This is a genomic window from Peptoniphilus duerdenii ATCC BAA-1640, assembly GCF_000146345.1.
GTDB lineage: Bacteria > Bacillota > Clostridia > Tissierellales > Peptoniphilaceae > Peptoniphilus_B > Peptoniphilus_B duerdenii.
In genome coordinates, this window is sequence record NZ_GL397071.1 from 618,894 (window position 1) to 641,381 (window position 22,488).

Sequence of the window (22,488 nt, forward strand, 5' to 3'; positions counted from 1 at the left end):
CGATTATGGTGTCATGAATAGAGATGGGAACATCATATTTTTAGGAAGAAGAGATCACCAGGTCAAAATAAGTGGGCATAGGATTGAGTTAGGAGAGATAGAGAATCAGCTTCTTAAATACGAAAATATAAATAACTGCGTGGTAGTTGATTGGGAAAAAGATAGAGGTCAAAAATATTTGTGCGCCTATATAATTTCTGAAGATATTTTTGATGAAGAAGAAATACGTAAATTTTTATCATTAAGTTTACCAGAGTATATGGTACCTCAGTATTATGAGAGAATATCATCTATACCAGTCAATATTAATGGGAAAGTTGATAAGAAGAAACTACAAAAACCAGAGATTATTAATATGAAATCTTCTAAAATAGATACAGAAAAGGAAAAGGAGATTGTTGATATTTGGAAAGAAATATTGCATATGGATAATATTGGTAAATATGATGATTTCTTTAGAATAGGGGGTGATTCAATTTCTGCATTAAAAGTTTATGCCGAACTGATTAAGAAATACCAACTTAATGTGCAAGATTTATATAGATATAGAAATGCATATTCATTAAGTAAAATTTTAAAAAAGAAAAATCCAGAAATTTATTTTAGAAAATTGAAGGAAGAGTTTAAAGAAAAAGAACACCTGTTTATGAATTTGGATGACAATGTGATAAATGAATATAATGAATATTTAGATAAAATTAAAGTATATAAGCAGTTAGATATTAGAGATAAGAATGAATACAAAGATATATTTATTACTGGTGGAACAGGTTTCTTAGGAACACATATTTTATATGAATTTTTAAAAAATACAAATTCTAATATACACTTATTGATTAGAGGAAACAATAAAGAAACAGCTAAAAAAAGAGTAATTGAAAATCTCGTATATTTTGATAAATACAATAAAGAATGGGATGATAAAATTAATATTGTATTAGGAGATATAACAAAAAATCAACTTGGAATAAATGATAACGAATTTATTGAATTGACTCAAAAAATAGATTGTATTTTTAATAGTGCTGCTATAGTTTCTCATTTGGGTTTGTACGATAAAATGTATAAAACAAATGTCGAGGGTTGTAAAAATATATTGGAGTTTGCTAAGAAAACTAAAAATGCCAAAATATTTCACATATCAACAAAGAATGTAGGGTTTGGAACAATTAAAAATACTAATCAAGTTTTATTTTCAGAAAATGATTTTGAAAAAGGGCAAAAAATTGATGATAACTATTCAAAAACAAAATATGAAGCAGAAAAATTGATGAATATTGCAAGAAAAGAAGGTATGGATGTAACTATATTTAGAATGGGAAATATTTCTTGTGAATATGAAACGGGTAAATTTCAAAAAAATATTAATGAAAGTGCCTTTTATATTTTGACTAGGAGTTTTCTTAGAATAGGAATGCTTCCTATTTCTCATCAAAATACTGTTGATTTAACATATGTAGATAAAGCAGCTAGAGCTATATTTTTATTATCTACGGTTAGAAATTTTAAAAACGAAACATTCCATATTGAAAACACAAAACTAATTTCGTTTACTGATTTTGGAAAATATTTAAATGAAATTGGAGAATATGTTGAACTAAAAGAATATGATGATATGATTGATTATATTTTTACAAAGTATGAAGATAATAAAAATTATGAAATAATTAGAGAAATTAATAATTTGATTACTTATATAGAGTATCTTCCTTGGCATCATGGAACTATATTTAAATTTGCGAAAGATAAGACTGAGATAATTTTGAATAAATTAGATTTTTATTGGCAAAAACCAGATGGTACTATGATAAAAAAATTGATTTCGCATGGTAAGGAAAGGGGATTTTTAGACAAAAAATAATTTAGCAACTATAAAAAGGTTAAATATGATGGTAAAAGTTTAATATCATCATATTTAACTTACTCATTCAATATTAAGGAAGAAGGTTTATGTCATGAAAAAAGATAATAATATTAGGGAAAAACAATTAACGTTTGATGTTGGTACTAATTTTGATCCAGAATTAATTAGAGTTATAAATAAAAATAACAAATGTAATGAATTTAAATCGGTCTTTGGAAAGCTAAAAACTGACCTATTGGGAGGTGGAAGAGCTTCAGCTTTTTTACCTGATGTTAGCATAAAAGAATTAGAGAAATATATAGAATTATGTCATTTAAATAAGTTGACATTTAATTATCTAATTAATCCAATGTGTATGGAGAATAAAGAATTAGAAATAGCTAGTCATTTTAAAATTGTAGATTTTATAAAACAATTAGAAAGTATTGGTGTTGATGCAATTACAGTAAACTCTCCATATTTATGTGAGCTAATAAAAAAACAATTTCCTAAAATGAAAGTAACCATTGGATTATATTCGTATGTTTTTGATTTAAATTTAATTAAAAGATGGATTGATTTAGGAGCTGATGAAATAACATTGGCTCATCATAACAATAGAGATTTTAAAACATTAAAAAGAATGTTAGAATTTACAAAAGATAAAAATGTTACTTTAAGATTAATTGCAAATAATTTATGTCTACATATGTGTCCATATAGTATTATGCATGGAACAGTTCAAGGACATATTAGTTGCTCTGAAAGCAATGTATACGGAGATATAGACTATTGTATATTTAAATGTTTACATGAAAAAATTAAAAATAGTTATAATCTAATTAGTTCCGATTGGATACGACCTGAGGATTTAAAATATTATGAAAAGTTATGTGAAGAAGTTGATAATTTTGATTTATCAATAAAATTGGTTGAGAGAACAAAATCAACTAAATTCTTGTCTAGAGTAGTAACTGCATATGCTAATAGAAGTTATGAAGGAAATCTTTTAGATATTTTATTGTGGCCGAAAGCTGAAGAAATGATTAGTGGACCTAATTATAAAGATGAATCAACCTTAAGAAGACTTCATAAGTTTAATGAAAAGAATTTAATGAGGTATGCAAGTATATTTAATTTACCCAATATTTATATTGATAATAAAAAATTAGATGGATTTTTTGAAAAATTCATTGATAATTTTGATTGTAATAATAAAATTTGTGGTTGTATGAAAGATAAAAATAAATCCAATATGTATTGCTATTATTGTGACAAATGGGCTGGTAAAGTTGTGAGTAATGATTTCGAAGAAACTGAAGAATGGTTAGATATTTGCGATAAAGTTGGCGAAACATTAAACGATAGCCAAATGTTTATTCCATAAACTAAAAAACACATCCTAAAACGATTTTATAGGATGTGTTTTTTTGTGAAAAAATAAAAAATATCTATTTCTGTGATATTAATAAATTTTATTGTAGATATGTTTTTTGAATATATAGATAAAATATAATTTTTATAAACAGAAGTATAAAAGTTTTTCTTTACTTTTTTTGATATAGTATTAAATTCTTCCAAATTATAATCCAATCCCGAACCAGTATATTTACCAAAAGCTTCTTTTTTTGTCCAAATTTCAAAAAATCTAAGTTCATTTAAATTATTGTTTTTATTAATATATTCACACTCGTAAGGATGAAATATATAATTTATCAAATAAAAAGGTGCATCTTGTATTCTCTCAATATCCAAACCTATATTATTTTCTGAAAAAGACACAGCAATTAAATTTTGCGAATGAGATATACTGAAATGTATACTACTATCATTAATTAAAAGCGGCTTATATTTTAGTGTATAAAAACCTAAATCTTTATTAGATAAGCTTAATTTCTTACAACATATCATTCTTGTTAAGAGGGCAGAATAAAGACAAAGTTTACGATCTATTATATTATAGAATTTGAATACCTTATTTTTTCTTTCTTCTGAAATATGATTTAATAAATTATTATCTATATCTGTCCAAATTAAATTTTCAATTTCTAAAAAATATATTTCTATCAAATTAATAGTCCCCCCCCTATTTTGGAATTTAAATTGAAAAAATCATTTTTCTGTATTGACTTGGTAGAATTCCATAAGTAGCTTTAAAAACTTTTGAAAAGTGTCCAGCATGTTTGTATCCAACTTTTTCAGCTACATTATAGATATTATTTTCTGGATTTTTTAGTAGTAATAGAGCTTTATTCAATCTTAATTCTTTTAAGTATTCATATGGTGGCACACCATAATATTTTCTAAAAGCTAATTGGTAACGAGCGGGACTCATTAAAGCGATTTTAGAAAGATTAAAGGCATCTATGTGTTTTGATAAATCATTTTTCATTGCAGCAACTGATTTTCTTAAATTTTGCTTATCTTTTTTAGTAAGTGTTACAGATATATTATTATCCGCTTTATCCATACTAGAAATGATAAAAGATAAAAGTTCCATTATTTTGCTTTCGAGGTAGAGTTGTAGTAGTTTTCCTTCTACCTGACTTTGTCTTATTTGTTGAAAAATGAAATTTAACTCAGGAGAATTTTGGATTTTTAATAAATTATTATTTACCATCTTTGTCTTGTTATATTCAATATTTTCATATCTTAATTTTAAAAAAGTATCAAAGTATTTTTTGGTAAGAATTATTTTAGTAAATTTTACTGGTTTATTTGCTTCACAATAAGTATATGTTTTCTTTTCAGTGTTTAAGTAATAATATATTCCCTTTTCTACTGAATTTGTTCTTCTTCCACCAATCTTAAAAGAACTATTACTTGTTTCAAATTGACTAATTTCAAGATATTTTTCTGACACTTCTGTCACTTTTTCAATAGTTTCTTTTGGAGTGAAATCAGCAATTAAAATTAACAGCTGGTTTCCATCGAATTTAAGTATACGAAATTTTCCGATTGCATAGTTAGGATGTATTTTGTATACTTGATCATTTTTGGATGATAGCTCAGGTATTGAAATAAAAGGTGCTATGTTAATTAAATTTGATAAGTAATCTATAATAGTTTTTTCCATGTTTTTTTCTCCTACGTATTAAAATATAGTATCAATATCTTATATTATTATATCACATTCTTATAAAAAATAAAATTTAAAATATCTAAATAATGCTTAATTTTAGAGGTTTTATACAAAATTAAAAATTACGATACTAAGATTTAATTTCGCAGAAAAAGATAGTATAATACTATTGATATTTATTATTACTAAATATAAATTTATTTAAAGGAGATGTTATCTAGAAATGGAAAAAAAGAAAATGGGAATTTCCTATGTATTCCAATTAGCAAAAGATGAGAGAAAAAAGCTACATTTAGGAATGTTTTTATCTGTCATTTCTGCGACTTTATCATTAGTTCCTTATTTTGTAGTTTACAAGATATTACTAATGATATTTCAGAAAAATATTTTGTATACAGAAATTTTAATGTGGGCAGGTATAGGAATTATAAGTGCTGTTTTGCAAGCAATACTAATGTCCTTTGCGGGCATTTTATCTCATACAGCAGCTTTTAACACAATACACAGAATTAAGCTGAAAGTTGTAAATCATATTTCAAAATTTAATTTGGGATTCTTCCAAGAGCATGCCCCCGGAGAAATTAAAACATTGTTGTTTGATGATGTAGATAGAGTTGAAAATTTTTTGGCTCATAGCACTTTGGAATTAGCTCAGGCAGCAGTTGTTCCGGTTATTATGTTCATTTTCATGTTGAAATTAAATTGGATGATGGCACTTGTTATGCTTATTCCTATGATTTTGGGATTAGGAATTCCTATGATGCTAATGAAAAATTATCCGGATATGTCAACGGAGCTATCCGAAGATATTGCTGATTTAAATGCTTCGGCAAACGAATTTATAAAGGCTATGCCTGTAATAAAAATGTATCATTTAACAGCAGAAAAATTTGAACAATATAGAAGCTCATTGAATGCGTATATTACTTGTTGGAAAAAGATGTGTATGAGCTCTTGCTATCCTTTATCAATAACTTTAGTGGTTTTGGATTCAGCAATCTTATTTACATTGCCGTTCGGAGGATATTTCTTTTTGAGAAATTCTTTATCAGCAACATCCTATTTGCTATTTATTATGCTTACAATGTGCTTTTTTGTTTCGTTCTTAAATATGGTAACAATCTTTATGCAATCTATGGAGCTTGGAAGCGGATTGGATAACATAAAAAAAATAATGGATATGGATGAATTGAAAGACGGAACAAAAATCATAAACAAGAATGAGTGTATGAAAATAGATTTTAAAGACGTTACTTTCAGTTATGACGATGAAGAAACAAAAAATAAAGCATTACAACATATAAATTTATCCTTAAAACCGAATACAATAAATGCTTTTGTGGGACCTTCCGGTGCAGGCAAGACAACTGCTGCACAATTGATTGGGAGGTACTGGGATGTAACAAGTGGAGCAATTAAAATTAACGACATACCGATCAATGAATTAAAAATAGATAATTTGATGGACATTACATCATTTGTTTTTCAAGATGTATTTCTTTTGGAGGACACTCTCTATGAGAATATTCGTATGGGAACAGATGCAGATGAAAATAAGATTATTGAGGCTGCAAAAGCAGCACAAATTCATGACTTTATTATGAGTTTACCGAATGGATATCAGACAAGAATCGGGGATCAAGGGGTGAAATTGTCAGGTGGACAGCAACAAAGAATCTCAATCGCTAGGGCAATACTCAAAGATTCTCCAATTATTATTTTTGATGAAGCAACTTCCTATTCAGATATAGAAAATGAGTACCAGATACAGTTAGCACTTCAAAACTTGTTGAAAAATAAAACAATCATTATGATTGCTCATCGTTTGCATACTATTAAGAATGCAGATCAAATTGTTGTATTTGATGAAGGGGAAGTCGTAGAGGTTGGAACACATAAAACTCTTTTAGAAAGAAAAGGGGTCTATGAAAGTATGTGGAACACATACACAAAAGATTACTTTGGAGAGGGGGTAAGTGCAAATGCTTAAGATTATTAGAACACTTCTGAAAGATAAAAAAGAAAAATTGTATTTACCGATTTTTCTAATGGTTATTGATTCGATAGGAAGCATTGTTTTGTATTTAATGCTCTATTTTACCGTTGTTAATATATTGCAAAATACATTAACTAAAACCTTAATCATAGAATATACGGTAATATGTTTCATCAGTATGATTGCAAGGATACTGATTTATAGGCATGCATACTATTTGAGCTTTTCAAGAGGAGCTGAAATGTGTGGAGATATGCGTTTGGATTTAGCAAATCATTATAGGAGTTTGAGCCTTGGTCATTTCCAAAAAAATAGTAGTGGTTATCTATTATCAACTCTTACAAAGGATTTGAGTAGTTTTGAACTGATCATAACGCACACTTTACCATCGGTTATTAAAACGGCAGTTACAGCAATATTGATTTTATTAGGCACATTTTTTATCGATTGGAAGCTCGCATTATTAGAGTGTTTAGTATTGCTTATCGCATATCCTATGTTGATATGGGGCAACAAATTGATAGAAAAATACGGGGCAAGAAAAAGAAATTTAAATTCTAAGATGATTTCTATTATTTTAGAGTACATTCAAGGTATGAAAGCGTTTAAGTCAGCTAATATGACAAGTGAACATTTTGAAAGAATGATAAATACACTTGAAAATGTTAGAAAGACAAGCGTAAACGCAGAAAAGAAAATGGCGTTACCTACAAGTATGTACTTTATCACAGTTAACTTTTTGCTTCCGATAGTTCTTCTTATAGGAGGATATTTGCTTATAAATGGTAGTGTTAGAACTGAACAGTTTGTGGCTTTTATGCTTATGAGTTTAGCATTATCAGCACTTCTTATTGCCTTTCAACATTCCTATGGACTATTGAAAGATTTGAAATTAGCTGCAAGTAATCTTGAGAAAGCTTATGAAACGAAGCCATTGCCTTATTCTGAAAATGAAGTTGAATTAGAAAATTTTGATATTCAATTTAAGAATGTAAATTTTTCTTATGATAGAAATAAAACGATTCTGAACAATATTTCTTTTGAAGCAAAAGAAGGAACTTCTACAGCTTTAATTGGTCCTTCCGGTGGAGGAAAAACTACAATCGCTAATTTGATTGCAAGATTTTGGGATGTAAATAGTGGAGAAATTATAATTGGTGGAAAAAATATAAAATCCATAAAACCTGATGTGTTGCTTAAATATGTTAGTCAGGTTTTTCAAGATAATGTACTGTTAACCGATACTGTTTATAACAATATCAGGGTTGGAAAACCTAATGCAACAAAGGAAGAAGTTTATCAAGCTGCAAAATTAGCTTGTTGCCATGAATTTATTTTGAAAATGAAGGATGGATATGAAACGGAAATAAAAGATGGAGGAAGTACATTATCCGGCGGTGAACGACAAAGGATTGCTATTGCAAGAGCGATTCTGAAGGATGCACCAATTCTTTTGTTGGATGAATCTACAGCTTCTCTTGATCCTGATAATGAAGCTAAAATCAATAATGCTTTGGAGCATTTAATGCAAGGAAAGACAGTTTTTGTTATTGCCCACAGATTGAATACCATTAAAAACGCTAATCAAATTATTTTGATAAATAACGGAAGAATTGAAGAACAAGGAAATCATAATGAACTCTATGGAAAAAAAGGACATTACTATGAAATGGTAAATACACAGGAAAGAGCGAAAAAGTGGATAATAAAGGAGAATAGTTATGGAGAGGCTTAGTACTTTGAAAGAAAAGACAAAAGGTAAAGTTGTTGAAATTATTGGTGATACACATTTTCAAAGCAGAATAATATCTATCGGAATAACTGTCGGAAGCGATGTTGAAGTTATCCAGAATTATAAAAAGCAACCTATTCTCATTTATTGTAGAGATACGATGATAGCTGTCAATAAGATAGAGGCAGAGAAAATAATGATGGAGGTACTTTGAGATATGAAGAAAATAACGATTGCTTTGCTGGGGCAGCCTAATTCTGGAAAATCGACTTTGTTTAATGGGTTGACAGGCTCAAATCAACATGTTGGAAATTGGCCGGGTAAAACCGTTGAGAAAAAAGAAGGCGAATTTTCGTATAAAGATACCAATTATACGATTGTGGATTTACCAGGAACTTACGGATTATCAGCAAATTCAGAGGAAGAAGTTATAACAAGAGAATATATAGAAACCGGGAACGCAGACCTAATTGCTATTATGGCAGATGCTTCACAATTAAATCGAAGTCTATTTATGCTCTCTGACTACATTGGAATAAATATTCCGGTTGTCTTAATCATGAACATGATGGATGTTGCTACAAGTCAAGGGAAAAATATAAATATAAAGGGGTTACAAAAATCCTTGAATATACCTGTCATTCCTATCGTTGCGGCAGATAAAAAGGAATACAAAGAGTTTTATGCTTTTCTGGAGCATTCAGATAGAGGAAAAATTTTATCTGACGAAAATTTAGAAAGGGCATATGAAAATATTGTTGGAGATAACTATAAGCTATTAAAAAAACATATCCCTGATAAAGGTATAGGTGTATTTTCAAAGTCGTGGATTATCGGAAAATTATTAGATCAGGATGCAAAAGTAATTGCGTTAGTAAAAGATAATGTTGAAAAAGTCGAATTTGAAGAAATAGAGAACGTATTAAAAAGCATAAAAAATGGCAATTTAATAACCGGTAATTGTAAATTTGAATGGATAGATAAACTTATCAATGCAAATGTTATTCAGAAAAAGAGAGTATTTAAGAGAAGCAAATTTGATCGTATAGCCACAAGTAAAGCTTTCGGAAAACCTATGGCTATCGGAGTTATCATTTTAGGATTAGTTGCTTCTATGCTCATCGGATTTCCGCTAATGGGGTTATTTGGGTTTGTTATACCTAAAATATCAACATTGTTGGCAAAGGGGCTTGTCGCCATTGGAGTATCAAATTGGCTGATTTCACTTTTGTGTGGAGCCGTAATGACTGCAATTACTTTTGCATTGCAAATGGCAAGTTATGTATTGGGAATTAGCTTAGTATTTGGATTCTTGGAAGATGTAGGATATATGGCAAGAGTTTCCTATGTCTTTGACAACACTATGTCGAAATTAGGATTGCAAGGAAAAGCAATTATGCCGTTCTTGTTAAGTTTCGGCTGTAATATAGGTGGAATCACAGGAACGAGAGTAATTGATTCATGGGGACAGAGGGTTATGACGATTGCATTATCTTGGGTAGTCCCTTGCGGGTCAACATGGGGAGTAGTCGGGCTTGTTACAGGAACATTCTTCGGAAAACAGGCAGTATTTGTGATATTAAGCCTATTTGCAGTTGCTTTTCTACATTTACTAATCACATATAGGATTTTCAGAAAATCGCTTTATGAGGGAAGTGAACATTTTGGAATGATTATGGAACTTCCACCATATCACAAGCCACATTGGAAAAATTTACTTTCTTCTGTAATGAATAGGATGGGAAATGTACTGAAAAGGGCATTGAGTATCATTATCCTTATTTCTGTTATATTTTGGATTCTTGCCTATACGCCTGATGGAAATATAGCTAACAGCCTTATTTATAAAGTAGGAACATTTATAGAGCCTGTAACAAGATTGTTTGGGTTACCATGGCAATTATTTATGGCTTTTGTTGCTTCTGCAATGGGAAAAGAATCGGCATTAGGAGTAATGGCATCATTATTTACTTCTTCAGGAATATGGCATGCAGTTGAGGTTAAAGGGACAGTAGATACCGCTATTCTAAGCAATAATATGTTGACAATGATTTCAAAGCCGGAAGCCTTAGCATTTACTTTTGCCTTTTTCTTCAATATGCCTTGTTTGATGGCTCTTGCAGCAACTGCACAGGAAACACATTCAAGAAAATGGACTCTAAAAATTGCAATGTATTATATTTTATCTGCTTTGGTAATATCAGCTGTAGTATATCGTATAGGAATGCTTATATTTTAAAGGAGGAATAAACGTGTTAATACAATTATTGGAACTTCTTAAAGAAAATAGAGTGTATAGTTTGCAAGAATTATGTGAATTAACTAATAGAAATCTTGATGATATAAAAATAGAAATAGAATATCTAGAAAATAATGGTTATATCAGGAAAATTCAAAAAAATACTTATTGTGAAAATAAAAAGTGCAATTTATGCAAGATTTCTATTGAAGATGGTGATTGTTGGGAGATTCTTTGAAGTATTCCATAGACAATTTTTAAATGGTATATATATGTTATACAATTGAGATATTTGCTAGTAAATATAGTTCTTTAACATCTAACTTTGATGAACAAAACTTTTAAGGGGGAATATTTAGTATAAGGAAGAAAGTAGGGAAATAGTATGGGTAAAATATTTTTATTATCAAGAAAAAATCATAAGTATATTTTATGTTTTTCTAAAGCAAATCTGATTTCCATCTTTTACCCTTTTTAAAGTATTAAAAACTGAATATATAGAAAGTCAAAGAGCTTTTAATTGGTTACATTCAAGAGGTCTTCGCATGTCAAAATGTCGAGGACCTCCTTTTTTTATGCTCAAAAATCGAAAAACGAGTTAAAAAAGGAGGACCAAAGTATGTCAGATAATGATAAAGAAAAATACATTTATGTTAAAGGTAAAAAGTTCTATGTTTCCGATGAAGTGTATAGAGCATATAAAAAAGAGCTTAATCATGAAGCTCATTTGAAAAGATTAGATAGAAAGCATAAGGTGTTTCATTTTGGAGATTATAATATAAGTGTTGTAGATATTGCAGATAATACAGTTGATGTTGAAAAAATCATTGAAACCAAAATGCGTATAGAAGATTTGTATCGTGCATTAGACAGTCTAAATGACGAAGAGAGAAACCTAATTAAATCACTGTATTTTGAGGATAAAACTCTCACAGAAGTTGCAAAGAAAGAAGATACAAATCCGATGAAAATCAGTAGATTAAGAAATAAGGTTTTAGAGAAACTGAGAAAACTTTTGGATAGGTAAATCAACTAGAGGGCAGGGGAAAATATCTCTGTCCTCTATTTTTTAAAAATTTTTCAAAAAATATTCAAAAAAGTGTTAAAAATTGTCCTGAAAGTAAGGTTTATATATAGAGGGACTTTTATACCTCGTTATATATAGATTTGAACCTTGACAACTGAATAGACCAAGACAGGACATTAACCATTTGTGGAGCTTTATAATTTCTTCGCCATGACTTTTCTGCTGATAAGGATTTCGGCTTAAATAAATACTCTAGTTAAAAGAAGGATAAAAGAAAACGAGCGACAAAAAGAAATTATATATTCAGCCTAGGAAACTGATGCATTGAAGCAAATGGGGATAATGATACTTCTACAGTTGTTGCCGGCTCATCTTGAAAAGGGGCGGTGGTGAAATTCCAATGTCGTGGCCTACACGCCTGTTAATGTCAAAAAACTTAAAAAAATTAAAGATAAGGAGAAGATATTATGTGTGATGAACATAATATAAATACAGAAATGAAAACAGATAAAAAAGATAAACAGATGATAAATCAAATTGATGGTTGGAATATAGAAGTTAAATTTAATGAAAATGGATTTAGTTTAGAAAATTTAGTAGAGGAATACATCAAAGAAAAAATTTCTGTCTATTAGGGGCTGACAAAAAATATAAGGAGCGTTATAATATTTTTGTGGAAGCCTAACCTTGGTTCGATTTATTGTATGTAAATTGAATTAAAGGAGGCTTTTTTATGTTTAAAAACAATTTAGCAAAAGAAAATTTGGCAGTTATGTATTTAAGATTATCAAAAGAAGATGGCGAAAAAACAGAAAGTAACTCTATATCCAATCAAAGAGAAATTATAAACTCTTATGCAAGAAAAAATCAAATTACAATGATCAAAGAGTATGTTGATGATGGATATTCAGGTGCAAATTTTGATCGTCCCAATTTTAAAGAAATGATAAAGGATGCCTATGCTAGAAAGTTTAATACAATTATTGTAAAGGACTTATCGAGATTCGGAAGAGATTATATAGAAGCAGGAAAATATATTCAAAGAATATTTCCAGAAAACGGGATAAGATTTATATCTATAAACGACAATTACGATAGTAAAAGTGCAGATATAAACGATACACACCTTATACTTCCTATAAAAAACTTCATCAATGATAGTTATTGCCGAGATATTTCCAATAAGGTAAAAAGCTCTCAAAAGATAAAAAGAGAAAAAGGAGACTTTATCAGTGCTTTTGCACCTTATGGATATAAAAAGTCTGAGGAGAATAAAAACAAGTTAGTGATTGATAAAGAGATATCGGATATTATCAAAAATATATTTGATATGAAACTCTTGGGATATTCCTCAAAGGCAATTGCAGATGAACTAAATCATTTAGGAGTTTTAACTCCAAGAAAATATAAAGAAAGTCAAGGATTTAAGTGTAATGGATTTCAAAATACAAAAGGCGGAAATTGGTCAGCAAAGACAGTAAATAGAATTATAGAAAATGAAGTATATATTGGAAATACCTTACAGGGAAAGAGTGTTACTTTAAGTTATAAAAATAAAAAGCAGATAGAAAAAGAGAAAGAAGAATGGATAAGAGCAGAAAATACCCATGAAGCAATTATAAGTAAAGAAGTTTTTACTATTGCAAATACTATGTTAAAAAGAGATTTGAATAATTCTCGTGGAAAGGACAAAATTGATATTTTTACAGGAATGCTTTTTTGTAAAGAATGTGGAAGTTCTTTGATTAGAAGGACTGTAAAGTATAAAAAAAGAGAAGAGATATTCTATATCTGTTCAAAGTACAACAAGGAAAAATCTTGCACAAGACACAGCATAAAAGAAAAAACCTTGATAAAAGCAGTATCTAAAATAATGAAGTCCTACATTGAATTTAATGAAAATCTATATTCTAAAGTTCAGCGTATAGATATAAATAAAAATTTGAAAGACAATCAAATTCCTATACTAAAACGAGAAAAAGCAATGACAGAAGAACTCTTATCTTCCCTATACCTTGATCTAAAAGAAGATGTTATTAGTAAAGAAGAATATCAACTTTTTAGGAAAAACTATACAGAGAAATTGACTAAATTAGATGAAAGTATCGAGTATAGATTAAAAAAACAGGAAGATACTAAGGAGAAGATTGACAAAAATAAGAGTTGGATCATCGACATTAACAAGTATAAAAATTTATCTGAAATAGATAGATTGTCTGTTGTGATGCTTATTGATAAAATTTTTATTTCTGAATATAAGACGATAGATGTTAGATTTAATCATACTGAAGAATTGTCTTTACTTGAAGAAATGACAAAAACGGATAAGCCTGATATTAAAACTAACACTATAAAAAAGAAAAGTATCGATAAAAGCAGGAAGTCAAAAACTATCCCCACTGTTATGAATAAAAGTCTTGTAAGTGCTGAAAGTGAGGTATGCTGTGGCTAGAACAAAAAATAGGCATATATCACAATCAGAAACAGAAGTTGGAAAAGTGATTGAAAAAATATACATTGCCGGTATTTATGCTAGATTATCACAGGAAAGAAAGGAAGCTTACAGGGATAAAAGTAATTCACTTGAAATGCAGGAAGAACTTTGTATAAATGCTGCAAACGAAAAAGATATAAAGATTTTAAGAGTGTACAAGGACTATGAGTATTCTGGAACAAATTTTAAAAGACCTGCATTTATTGAAATGATGGAAGATATCCGAACAGGTAGGATAAATTGTATAATCGTAAAAGATATGTCAAGGTTTGGTAGAGAGTATTTAGAAATCTCAAACTATATCGAAAAAGTATTTCCATTTTTGGGAGTTCGATTTATTTCCGTAAATGATAATCTAGATACTAAAGACGGTATAAAATCAGATCAGAGTTATGAAATAGCAATAAAAAATATCTTCAATGATTTATACGCAAAAGATATTTCAAAGAAAATAAAAGCCTCTAAAGAAATAAAAATGAAACAAGGGTCTTTTATAGGAGCGATGGCTCCGTATGGCTATAAGGTTGATAAAATTGATGGTAAAAGAGTTCTGGTGATGGACGAACAGGTAGCAGATGTAGTAAGACTTATCTTTTATATGGCAAGTCAAAGAAAATCCAATATGCAAATAGCAAGAGAATTGACTAAAACATATACAACACCTGATGAATATAAAAGAACAGGTAAAATTTTTAAGGATAAAGACGATACAAAACAATGGGATATTTCTCATATATCAAAAATGCTTTCTGATGAAGTATATATTGGGAATTTGATTCAAAGAGTATACTCAAATAGACATGATCCAAGTAGGAAAAGTAAGTTTCGTGATAAAGGAGAGTGGATTATAACAGAGAACACCCATGAAGGTTTGATAGACAAAACTACATTTGAAAATATCAGAGATATAAAGGAGAAAAAACAAAACTATCTACCTTACCATTCACTGAAAAACATAATAAAAGACGGAAAAGAAAATGTTGGAATAAAAATTCAAAGAGATTATAAAAAAGAAGGAAAGTATGATGACCTCATACAGTGCAGTGTTTGTGGAAGATATTTGAAAAAACGATATGGACCACGAGGACTGAAATATCATGATGAGATTTGCTATTGCTATTATTGTAAAGGTGGAGACAGATTAAACTTAGAAAAATCTCATGTAAGAATATACGAAACAGACCTCGACAAAATTTTAGTAGATACCTTAAAAAGACTGTTTTCATGCTTTTATAAAAAGGATAAAAGATTACAACTAAAAATATATTTAGAAAATATAAGTGCTGAAAAGATAAATCAAGTTTCTATAAAAACAGATGTAAATAATAAAAAGATTGCTTCTCTTAGTATCAATCTGCAAGAACAATATGAAAACTATGTTAAAGGAGAGGTTCTTTTAAGTGATTTTAAAATAGAAAGTAAAAAAATAAATAATCAAATAAAAACCTTAAAAAATGAATTAAAAGTTTTTGATGATAGAATAAGAAATATAAAAAAGAAAAAAAGAGAAATTATAGAATTTATAGATGTACTATTTTGCTGCTTGGATGCTAAAAGCATAGAAGTTGATAAAGAATTGGTCGATACATTAATTAGCCATATAGAAATATCAGAGTATAAGCAGGTTACCATATATTTTAAGTTTAAACTTGATAAAGATGTGGGAAAGCAGTTGGAGGTAGAGCATGAATAAGATAGCTATATATTTAAGACTTTCTGAAGAAGATTATCACAAAGTAGATGAAAGTGAAAGTATAGCAAATCAAAGAGATTATATAAAAAGCTACATTGAAAATGAAACATCTTTAAAAAGTTGTGAAATAGAAGAATATGTAGATGATGGATATTCTGCCACTAATACAAATAGACCTTCATTTTTAAGGCTTATTGAGGATATAAAGATTGGTAAAGTAGGAACTATAATTGTAAAAGATATGTCTAGGTTTTCAAGAGATTATATTTTGCTTGGGGATTACTTAAGCAATATATTACCATTTCTAAAAATACGATTTATTGCTATTAATGACAACTATGATTCTTTAAAAGAACAAGGTAATGGCTTAGATACAGATACACAGTTTAAGACATTGTATTATGATTTATTCAGTAAGGAATTATCTGAAAAGGTAAGAAGTTCTATTAAGCAAATTAAATCGCAGGGGAAAAATATAAATTGGGCAGCACCTTTTGGATATATTAAAGATCCTAAAGATAAACATAGTATCATCATTGATGAAAAAACAGCTTTTATAGTTAAAGAAGCTTTTGATTTATTGCTAAAAGGATATTCCTGTATTCAAGTGGCTAATATATTTAATGAAAAAGGTTATATTACACGCTCTGAACGAAAAGAAGAACTGAAACTTTCTGATTATACTGGAAATTTAATTACTGGAAGTGAGGTAAAGAAAAGAGTTTGGACAAATGCAGCTATCTCACAGATTACAAGGAACGAACTATATACAGGAGATTATGTATATAATAAATTCAAAGAAACAAAAATAGGTGGAAGAAAAAGAATTTTACTTCCTGAAGAGGAGTGGAAAATACTTCCAAATACCCATGAAGCGATTATTTCAAGAGAAGTGTTTGATAAGGTTAAGAAAATAAAAGAAAAACGAAGTTTTGGGGGATATACAGGAAACAAAAATCGTTCTATTTTTTCTGATAAGATTTTTTGTAAAGAATGTGGTAGACATATGAGTTTACGATGTGACAGTAGACAAAAGAAGAATTCTGATAAAATATACAAGTATAAAAGTTATTATTGTAATTTATGTAAAGCTGAGAAAACACCAAACAATATCAAAGAGAAAGATATTATTGAACTTATAAAACCCAAATTAAAAGATTTTAAGATTCAAAACACATTAAATGAAGAGAAAGTTATAGAACACAAGAATGTGAAAGACGAGATTTTAAAGGAAATATCCATATTAAACAGTAATTTACAAATCATCTATGAAAACTATAAAAAGAAAAATATTTCAAAAGAGGACTATTTAAAGGAAAAAACTTTTATCCAAGATAAAAAGATATTATTGGAGAGTAAATTGGAAGAATTGAAGTCAGAGAAGATTGATCCAAGGAAAGAAACGGATATTACAGTCTTAGACGAAGAAAGTTTATTGAAGGCTTATTTAGACAATAAAATTGATAAGATAATTGTATCAAGAAGTGGAGAAATAGAAATTGTAGAAATATAGATGAATAGTATTAAAAGTAACTCATAATCTCGCCAACTTTAATTTTAATACGCCAAAATGTAAATAATGGCGAGAAAATTTGCGGAAATAAATAGTACTGTTTACTATGAGTTGATAGGGTAAAGATTTAGGAACAAACAAAAAAATGATATAATTATAGTTAAAATGAGATATTGTGAGGTGATTTTTGTGTCTAAAATAAATGTGGAAGGATCAGAAATTAGCATTATTGCCATAGATAATAGAGATTATATTTCTTTAACCGACATGGTTAGAAATGTTGAAAATGGTGTGGCACTGATAGAAAAATGGCTAAGGAATAAAAATACAATTGAATTTTTAGGAATATGGGAAGAAATGTATAATGCGAATTTTAATTCCACCGAATTCGAGGGAATTAAAAATGAAGCAGGTTTTAATCGTTTTATTTTATCGGTTAAACAATGGGTCAATAAGACGAATTCTATCGGAATTATTGCCAAAGCAGGAAGATATGGTGGAACATATGCACATAAAGACATAGCTTTTGAATTTGCGTCGTGGGTATCACCTTATTTTAAGCTCTATCTTATTAAAGAGTTTGAGCGCTTAAAAGAAGAAGAGCAAAAACAATTAGGTTGGGATATCAAGAGGAACTTAGCTAAGATAAATTACAAAATTCATACAGATGCAATTAAGAATAAACTTGTCCCTGAGAAATTATCAAAGGAAAGAATAAACTATATCTATGCAAGTGAAGCAGATATATTAAATGTAGCTTTGTTTGGAATGACAGCAAAAGAATGGCGTGAAAATAATCCTGAGTTAAAAGGAAATATGAGAGATTATGCTGATATATCACAATTAGTGTGTTTATCAAATCTTGAGAACTTAAATGCTGTTTTTATAAATGAGGGAATGGATGCAACTGAAAGGATAGAAAAATTAAATTCAATTGCTATTGAACAAATGAGGATTCTAACAGAAAGTGAACGTATAAAAAAGTTAAAATAATAGTTTTGTATATAAATTAGGCGATAGAAATATCGTCTAATTTTATGTAACAATTGCTTGACATTGTAGGGTAAAAGCACTCTTGGAAGTGTAATGAATGGTCTTATTCCGCATTATTATAAAGGCAAAATACAAGGAAAAGCCTTTGTGTCAGGAAAAGATATAAGCAAATTATTACTTCATGAAATAGGGCATATTGTAGGGACTGTATTTCAAGATCCAAGAAGTCAGTTTTTTACGACAACTACAGATGAAGAAATAGCTTTTGGTCTTCAAACGATCTGCAAATCAAGAGAGGAAATCAAACAGAGAGTAGAAGAAGTATATGAAGAACTGGATATTGAGGAACTGAAAGGAAAATCTGTTTTTGAATTATCGAGCGGACAGAAACAAAAGATAGCTATTGCAAGCATCTATGCGATGAATCCGAAAGTTTTAATTTTAGATGAACCTTCAGCAAATTTGGATATGAAAGCAACATTTGACCTGTTTTTAATTTTGGAGAAATTAAAGAAAAAAGGAACAACAGTTGTTCTAATTGAACATCGTTTGTACTATGTAAAGTCTCTATTTGACCGTTTTCTTTTGGTGAAAGATGGAGAGATTGCACAGGACTTGAGTCGGGAAGAAGTTATCCATCTTGAAGGGGAGTTTTGGGATGAAAATGGACTAAGAACTCTTGAATTAGAAGAATACATGATAAGTGAGAAGAAAGATTCATATCAATTAAATGATGAAAGTATCAACGGAAAAGGCTTGAGATTTTGCTATCCGAATGTAGCTAAGGATGGAAAGAAACAAAACAAGTACATCTTAAATCATCTTGATTTCAATATGGAGTGTGGAAAAGCCATTGGTCTTATCGGCTTAAATGGTACCGGGAAAACTACCTTTGCAAGAGTGATTTCAGGACTTGAGAAGATAAAAGAGGGAACAATATGGGCGGGAAAAGATAAGTCGCTTAATCATAAATATTTAATGGATATGTCATATTTTGTCTTTCAAGATTCAGACTATCAGTTGTTTTCGGAAAGTGTACTTGATGAAATGCTACTTGGTATTTCAAGCAAAGATAAAAAAGAAAATACTCAAAAGGCAAAGTCTATTTTGAGTGTACTTGGCTTAGACAAATACATTGATAAGCATCCGTTTGCTTTATCAAGAGGAGAAAAACAAAGATTGACAATAGCTTGTGGGATGATGAAACAGGCAAAGATTTTCATCTATGATGAACCAACATCAGGTTGTGATAAAGACTCAATGCTTTCCGTCGCAAAACTGATTGAAGAACAATTGAAAATTGGGACAACAGTCTTGGTAATAAGTCATGATTTTGAGTTTTTAGCAAACACGGTGAGCAAGCTATGGGTAATGGGAGATGGGAAAATAGAAACTGTTTTAGATATGAGTGAAAGTAATAAATTTCTCATATTAGACAAGATGAGAGGAGGTAGTAAGCTTGGCAGATAGAAAAACCATTGATCCGAGAATAAAGCTTACTCTACTTCCAATTGTTGGATTTACGAGCTTTTTTATAAGCGATACAATTCTACTTTTTGTACTAATTGTTTTTGCCTTTTTTCTATATTTATATAGCGGGATGTGGAAAAGGGCGTTACGCTTTATCTTGTTTTTTGTGCTTTTATACTGCATAGAGTTAGGGATTAGCAAGTTTTCTGAAGCAAGCATCGTATTTGCAATATATATGTTTATTTACTTTGCATCAAGAATGACCTTAATTGCTATGTTTGGTGGATATATAACAAAGACTACAAGTGTAAGTGAAATGCTTGAAACATTGAATAGAATGAAAGTACCAAGAAGCATTGGTATACCTTTTAGTGTTTTGCTTAGGTTTGTGCCAACTATAAAAATAGAACTCAAGGCATTAAAAGAGAATATGAAGATTCGAGGAATTGTAACAAGTAGATTTTTTCCATTGCTACACCCAATTAAATATATTGAATATACACTTGTCCCGCTTTTAATGAGAATGATTAAGATTTCAGATGAATTGTCAGCTTCAGCACTCATTAGAGGACTTGATAGTGATGAGAACAGGGTAACATTAACAGAATTGCAGTTTAGATGTGCAGACTTAACTATTGGACTATTAGGAGCTTTTATGATTGCTCTTATGATAGTAATACAGAGAATTTATTAGGAGGACTTTTATGAAAAACAAATTAAATGGTCGTGATTTTATTACAATCGGAATTTTTAATGCAATTGGAATTGTCATATACATGGCAGTTGCATTTGCTATGGCAACAACAGTTGTTGGAGGATTTATTGCTTCAGGAGTTAGCTTTATGGTAGCTGCCACGGTTTATATTCTTATGGCTGTGAAAGTTAAAAAGAAGGGCGTATTTACAATATCAGGAACGCTTCTTGGTTTAATTGCGTTGTCAGGAGGACACTTGCCTCATGCAGTCTTTGCTGTAATCGGTGGAGTTATATGTGATTTGATTATAGGAAATTATGAGAGCAAGGGACGAATGATTATTGGATATGGGACATTTGCATTAGCAGATTTTTTAGGGACTGTAATTCCTGTGATTTTATTCGGAACTGCTTCTTTTGTGGAAAGAGCATCAAAATGGAAAATGAGCGAAGCACAAATAAATGAAGCATTATCTTATTTCAAAGTTTCGTGGGCTGTAGGCTTTGGTTTGATAACTTTTATTCTTGCTTGCATAGGAGCTTTTGTTGCAACAAGAATACTTAAAAAACATTTTGAAAAAGCAGGTATGATTTAATCAATCTATATTAGTGAGAAAAAAAGGATTAAATAATGGAGTTAATTGACATCTGTTGTTTAAGTTCTACTGGTGATTATCATAAAAAATCAAATTTAAAATAGAGATAAAGAACAAATTTTTTTCATTTTAGAGGATTTATGCCTAGTGGCATAAGTCCTCATTTTTTAAGTTCAAGCTAATCAATAAAACTCAAAAATACTATAGTAAATTATTTTAATAACAGTACCAGACAAGCCGCTTATATTAAAGCGGATCAAGTTGGTTCTTTTGATTGTAAAAAATCACTACCCATGGCAAGAACCTGTTCATTAAGAATTATATCCTAAATAAACATAGAGTAAACGACCGAACACTTGAATTAAAACTGGTCAAATACTTGAATGGAAAAGCTAGAAAACTAATTTTAAAATAAGTAAGATATGGGGTTATTTCTAAATATGACTTACTATTATAGGGCATCTTATAATTTTAAAATGAGTTTAACTAATACCATAATTATATTTGGTATAATATTATCAAGAGTAATAGAAAATAATCCTGAGAGAATTGCAAGAATATCAAAAAAAGAGGTAAATTATGAAATATACTTTTGAAAAACTAAATAAAGACAATTTTAATAAGTATTACGATTATTTATCATTGGCTACTAAATTGGAACCGGAGCTTATGTGTTCATCTGACATTAACAAAGAAGAACTTTTAGAGAGATTAGACGATGAATTAACCAAAAGAAGCAATTCAATACTTGCTATGTGCGAAGATAAAGTGGTCGGAAGAATAGAATATCATTTTTATACTTGTTTCCAAGATGGATATAGAATATGTTATGTTGACTGGGTTTATGTACTGCCGGAGAGTAGAAATAAAGGCATAGCAAAAAAGCTTTTTGATGAAATGTCTAAAGATTGTGTTAAAAATAATATTGATGAGTTTAGACTAATAAGAGCTACAAATAAAGATGCTAATGACTTTTATAAAAGTTTTAAATCTGCCCAAATTTGTGAAATGCCATTTTTTATACAAAATTTATCTTAAATTATTTAGATGCAGTGGTAAAGGGTAAAGTTTTGGGACGCTATAACCTACCAATAATATTTAAAGCTTAATACAGTAA

The 22,488-nt window shown here is 29.3% G+C and carries 18 protein-coding genes and 1 pseudogene; 17 read left to right on the plus strand and 2 right to left on the minus strand.

Going from position 1 to position 22,488, the window contains the following annotated elements:
* Positions 1-1,861: non-ribosomal peptide synthetase (locus HMPREF9225_RS02755; RefSeq protein WP_008901409.1), on the plus strand; the 1,861-nt coding region annotated here is incomplete at its 5' end.
* A 94-nt stretch (positions 1,862-1,955) separates the two neighbouring features.
* A complete protein-coding gene (locus HMPREF9225_RS02760; RefSeq protein WP_008901410.1) occupies positions 1,956-3,230 on the plus strand; it encodes a U32 family peptidase in 1,275 nt (424 codons plus the stop codon).
* A gap of 26 nt (positions 3,231-3,256) precedes the next feature.
* On the opposite strand, the gene HMPREF9225_RS09750 is transcribed toward HMPREF9225_RS02760, so the two are convergent.
* Together HMPREF9225_RS09750 and HMPREF9225_RS02770 are read right to left on the minus strand one after the other, a co-directional pair.
* A complete protein-coding gene (locus HMPREF9225_RS09750) occupies positions 3,257-3,913 on the minus strand; it encodes a 4'-phosphopantetheinyl transferase family protein (RefSeq protein WP_008901411.1) in 657 nt (218 codons plus the stop codon).
* A gap of 28 nt (positions 3,914-3,941) precedes the next feature.
* Complete coding sequence (locus tag HMPREF9225_RS02770; protein ID WP_008901412.1) at positions 3,942-4,919, minus strand: helix-turn-helix transcriptional regulator; 978 nt, start codon at positions 4,917-4,919, stop codon at positions 3,942-3,944.
* Positions 4,920-5,148: 229 nt separating this feature from the next.
* On the opposite strand from HMPREF9225_RS02770, the gene HMPREF9225_RS02775 reads away from it, so the two are divergent.
* From HMPREF9225_RS02775 to HMPREF9225_RS02845, 15 genes and pseudogenes are all read left to right on the plus strand, one after another.
* Complete coding sequence (locus HMPREF9225_RS02775; RefSeq protein ID WP_008901413.1) at positions 5,149-6,915, plus strand: ABC transporter ATP-binding protein; 1,767 nt, start codon at positions 5,149-5,151, stop codon at positions 6,913-6,915.
* Positions 6,908-8,656, plus strand: a complete 1,749-nt coding sequence (locus tag HMPREF9225_RS02780) for an ABC transporter ATP-binding protein (protein WP_008901414.1) — start codon at positions 6,908-6,910, stop codon at positions 8,654-8,656. The genes HMPREF9225_RS02775 and HMPREF9225_RS02780 overlap by 8 nt, the downstream gene beginning before the upstream one ends.
* Entirely contained in the window at positions 8,643-8,867 is a 225-nt protein-coding gene (locus tag HMPREF9225_RS02785) for a FeoA family protein (RefSeq protein WP_002416391.1), read from the plus strand. Before HMPREF9225_RS02780 ends, HMPREF9225_RS02785 begins: the two co-directional genes overlap by 14 nt.
* A gap of 3 nt (positions 8,868-8,870) precedes the next feature.
* Positions 8,871-10,892, plus strand: a complete 2,022-nt coding sequence (gene feoB / locus HMPREF9225_RS02790; protein ID WP_008901415.1) for a ferrous iron transport protein B — start codon at positions 8,871-8,873, stop codon at positions 10,890-10,892.
* A gap of 13 nt (positions 10,893-10,905) precedes the next feature.
* Positions 10,906-11,130 carry a FeoC-like transcriptional regulator gene (locus HMPREF9225_RS02795; protein ID WP_002841646.1) on the plus strand — a complete coding sequence of 75 codons (225 nt, stop codon included), beginning with the start codon at positions 10,906-10,908 and terminating at the stop codon, positions 11,128-11,130.
* A gap of 381 nt (positions 11,131-11,511) precedes the next feature.
* Positions 11,512-11,919, plus strand: a complete 408-nt coding sequence (locus HMPREF9225_RS02800) for a sigma-70 family RNA polymerase sigma factor (RefSeq protein WP_040551287.1) — start codon at positions 11,512-11,514, stop codon at positions 11,917-11,919.
* 467 nt (positions 11,920-12,386) lie between these two features.
* The gene (locus HMPREF9225_RS02805) at positions 12,387-12,554 is read left to right on the plus strand and encodes a hypothetical protein (protein ID WP_004838473.1); all 168 of its coding nucleotides are present in this window, start codon (positions 12,387-12,389) and stop codon (positions 12,552-12,554) included.
* Between the two features lie 98 nt (positions 12,555-12,652).
* Positions 12,653-14,371 (plus strand): recombinase family protein, encoded by a 1,719-nt coding sequence (locus HMPREF9225_RS02810; RefSeq protein WP_008901417.1) that lies wholly within the window; start codon positions 12,653-12,655, stop codon positions 14,369-14,371.
* On the plus strand, positions 14,364-16,106 hold the full coding sequence (locus tag HMPREF9225_RS02815; protein ID WP_008901418.1) for a recombinase family protein: 1,743 nt from the start codon (positions 14,364-14,366) through the stop codon (positions 16,104-16,106). Before HMPREF9225_RS02810 ends, HMPREF9225_RS02815 begins: the two co-directional genes overlap by 8 nt.
* Entirely contained in the window at positions 16,099-17,619 is a 1,521-nt protein-coding gene (locus HMPREF9225_RS02820; protein WP_008901419.1) for a recombinase family protein, read from the plus strand. Before HMPREF9225_RS02815 ends, HMPREF9225_RS02820 begins: the two co-directional genes overlap by 8 nt.
* A gap of 189 nt (positions 17,620-17,808) precedes the next feature.
* Positions 17,809-18,612 carry a KilA-N domain-containing protein gene (locus tag HMPREF9225_RS02825; RefSeq protein WP_040551288.1) on the plus strand — a complete coding sequence of 268 codons (804 nt, stop codon included), beginning with the start codon at positions 17,809-17,811 and terminating at the stop codon, positions 18,610-18,612.
* A gap of 69 nt (positions 18,613-18,681) precedes the next feature.
* Positions 18,682-20,082: pseudogene (locus tag HMPREF9225_RS02830) on the plus strand (ABC transporter ATP-binding protein); the annotation flags it as partial.
* Positions 20,072-20,776 carry an energy-coupling factor transporter transmembrane component T family protein gene (locus HMPREF9225_RS02835; RefSeq protein ID WP_008901422.1) on the plus strand — a complete coding sequence of 235 codons (705 nt, stop codon included), beginning with the start codon at positions 20,072-20,074 and terminating at the stop codon, positions 20,774-20,776. The pseudogene HMPREF9225_RS02830 and the gene HMPREF9225_RS02835, both read left to right, overlap by 11 nt.
* Positions 20,777-20,786: 10 nt before the next feature.
* On the plus strand, positions 20,787-21,371 hold the full coding sequence (locus tag HMPREF9225_RS02840; RefSeq protein WP_008901423.1) for an MptD family putative ECF transporter S component: 585 nt from the start codon (positions 20,787-20,789) through the stop codon (positions 21,369-21,371).
* A gap of 579 nt (positions 21,372-21,950) precedes the next feature.
* Positions 21,951-22,409 (plus strand): GNAT family N-acetyltransferase, encoded by a 459-nt coding sequence (locus tag HMPREF9225_RS02845; protein ID WP_008901425.1) that lies wholly within the window; start codon positions 21,951-21,953, stop codon positions 22,407-22,409.
* Positions 22,410-22,488 lie beyond the last annotated feature (79 nt).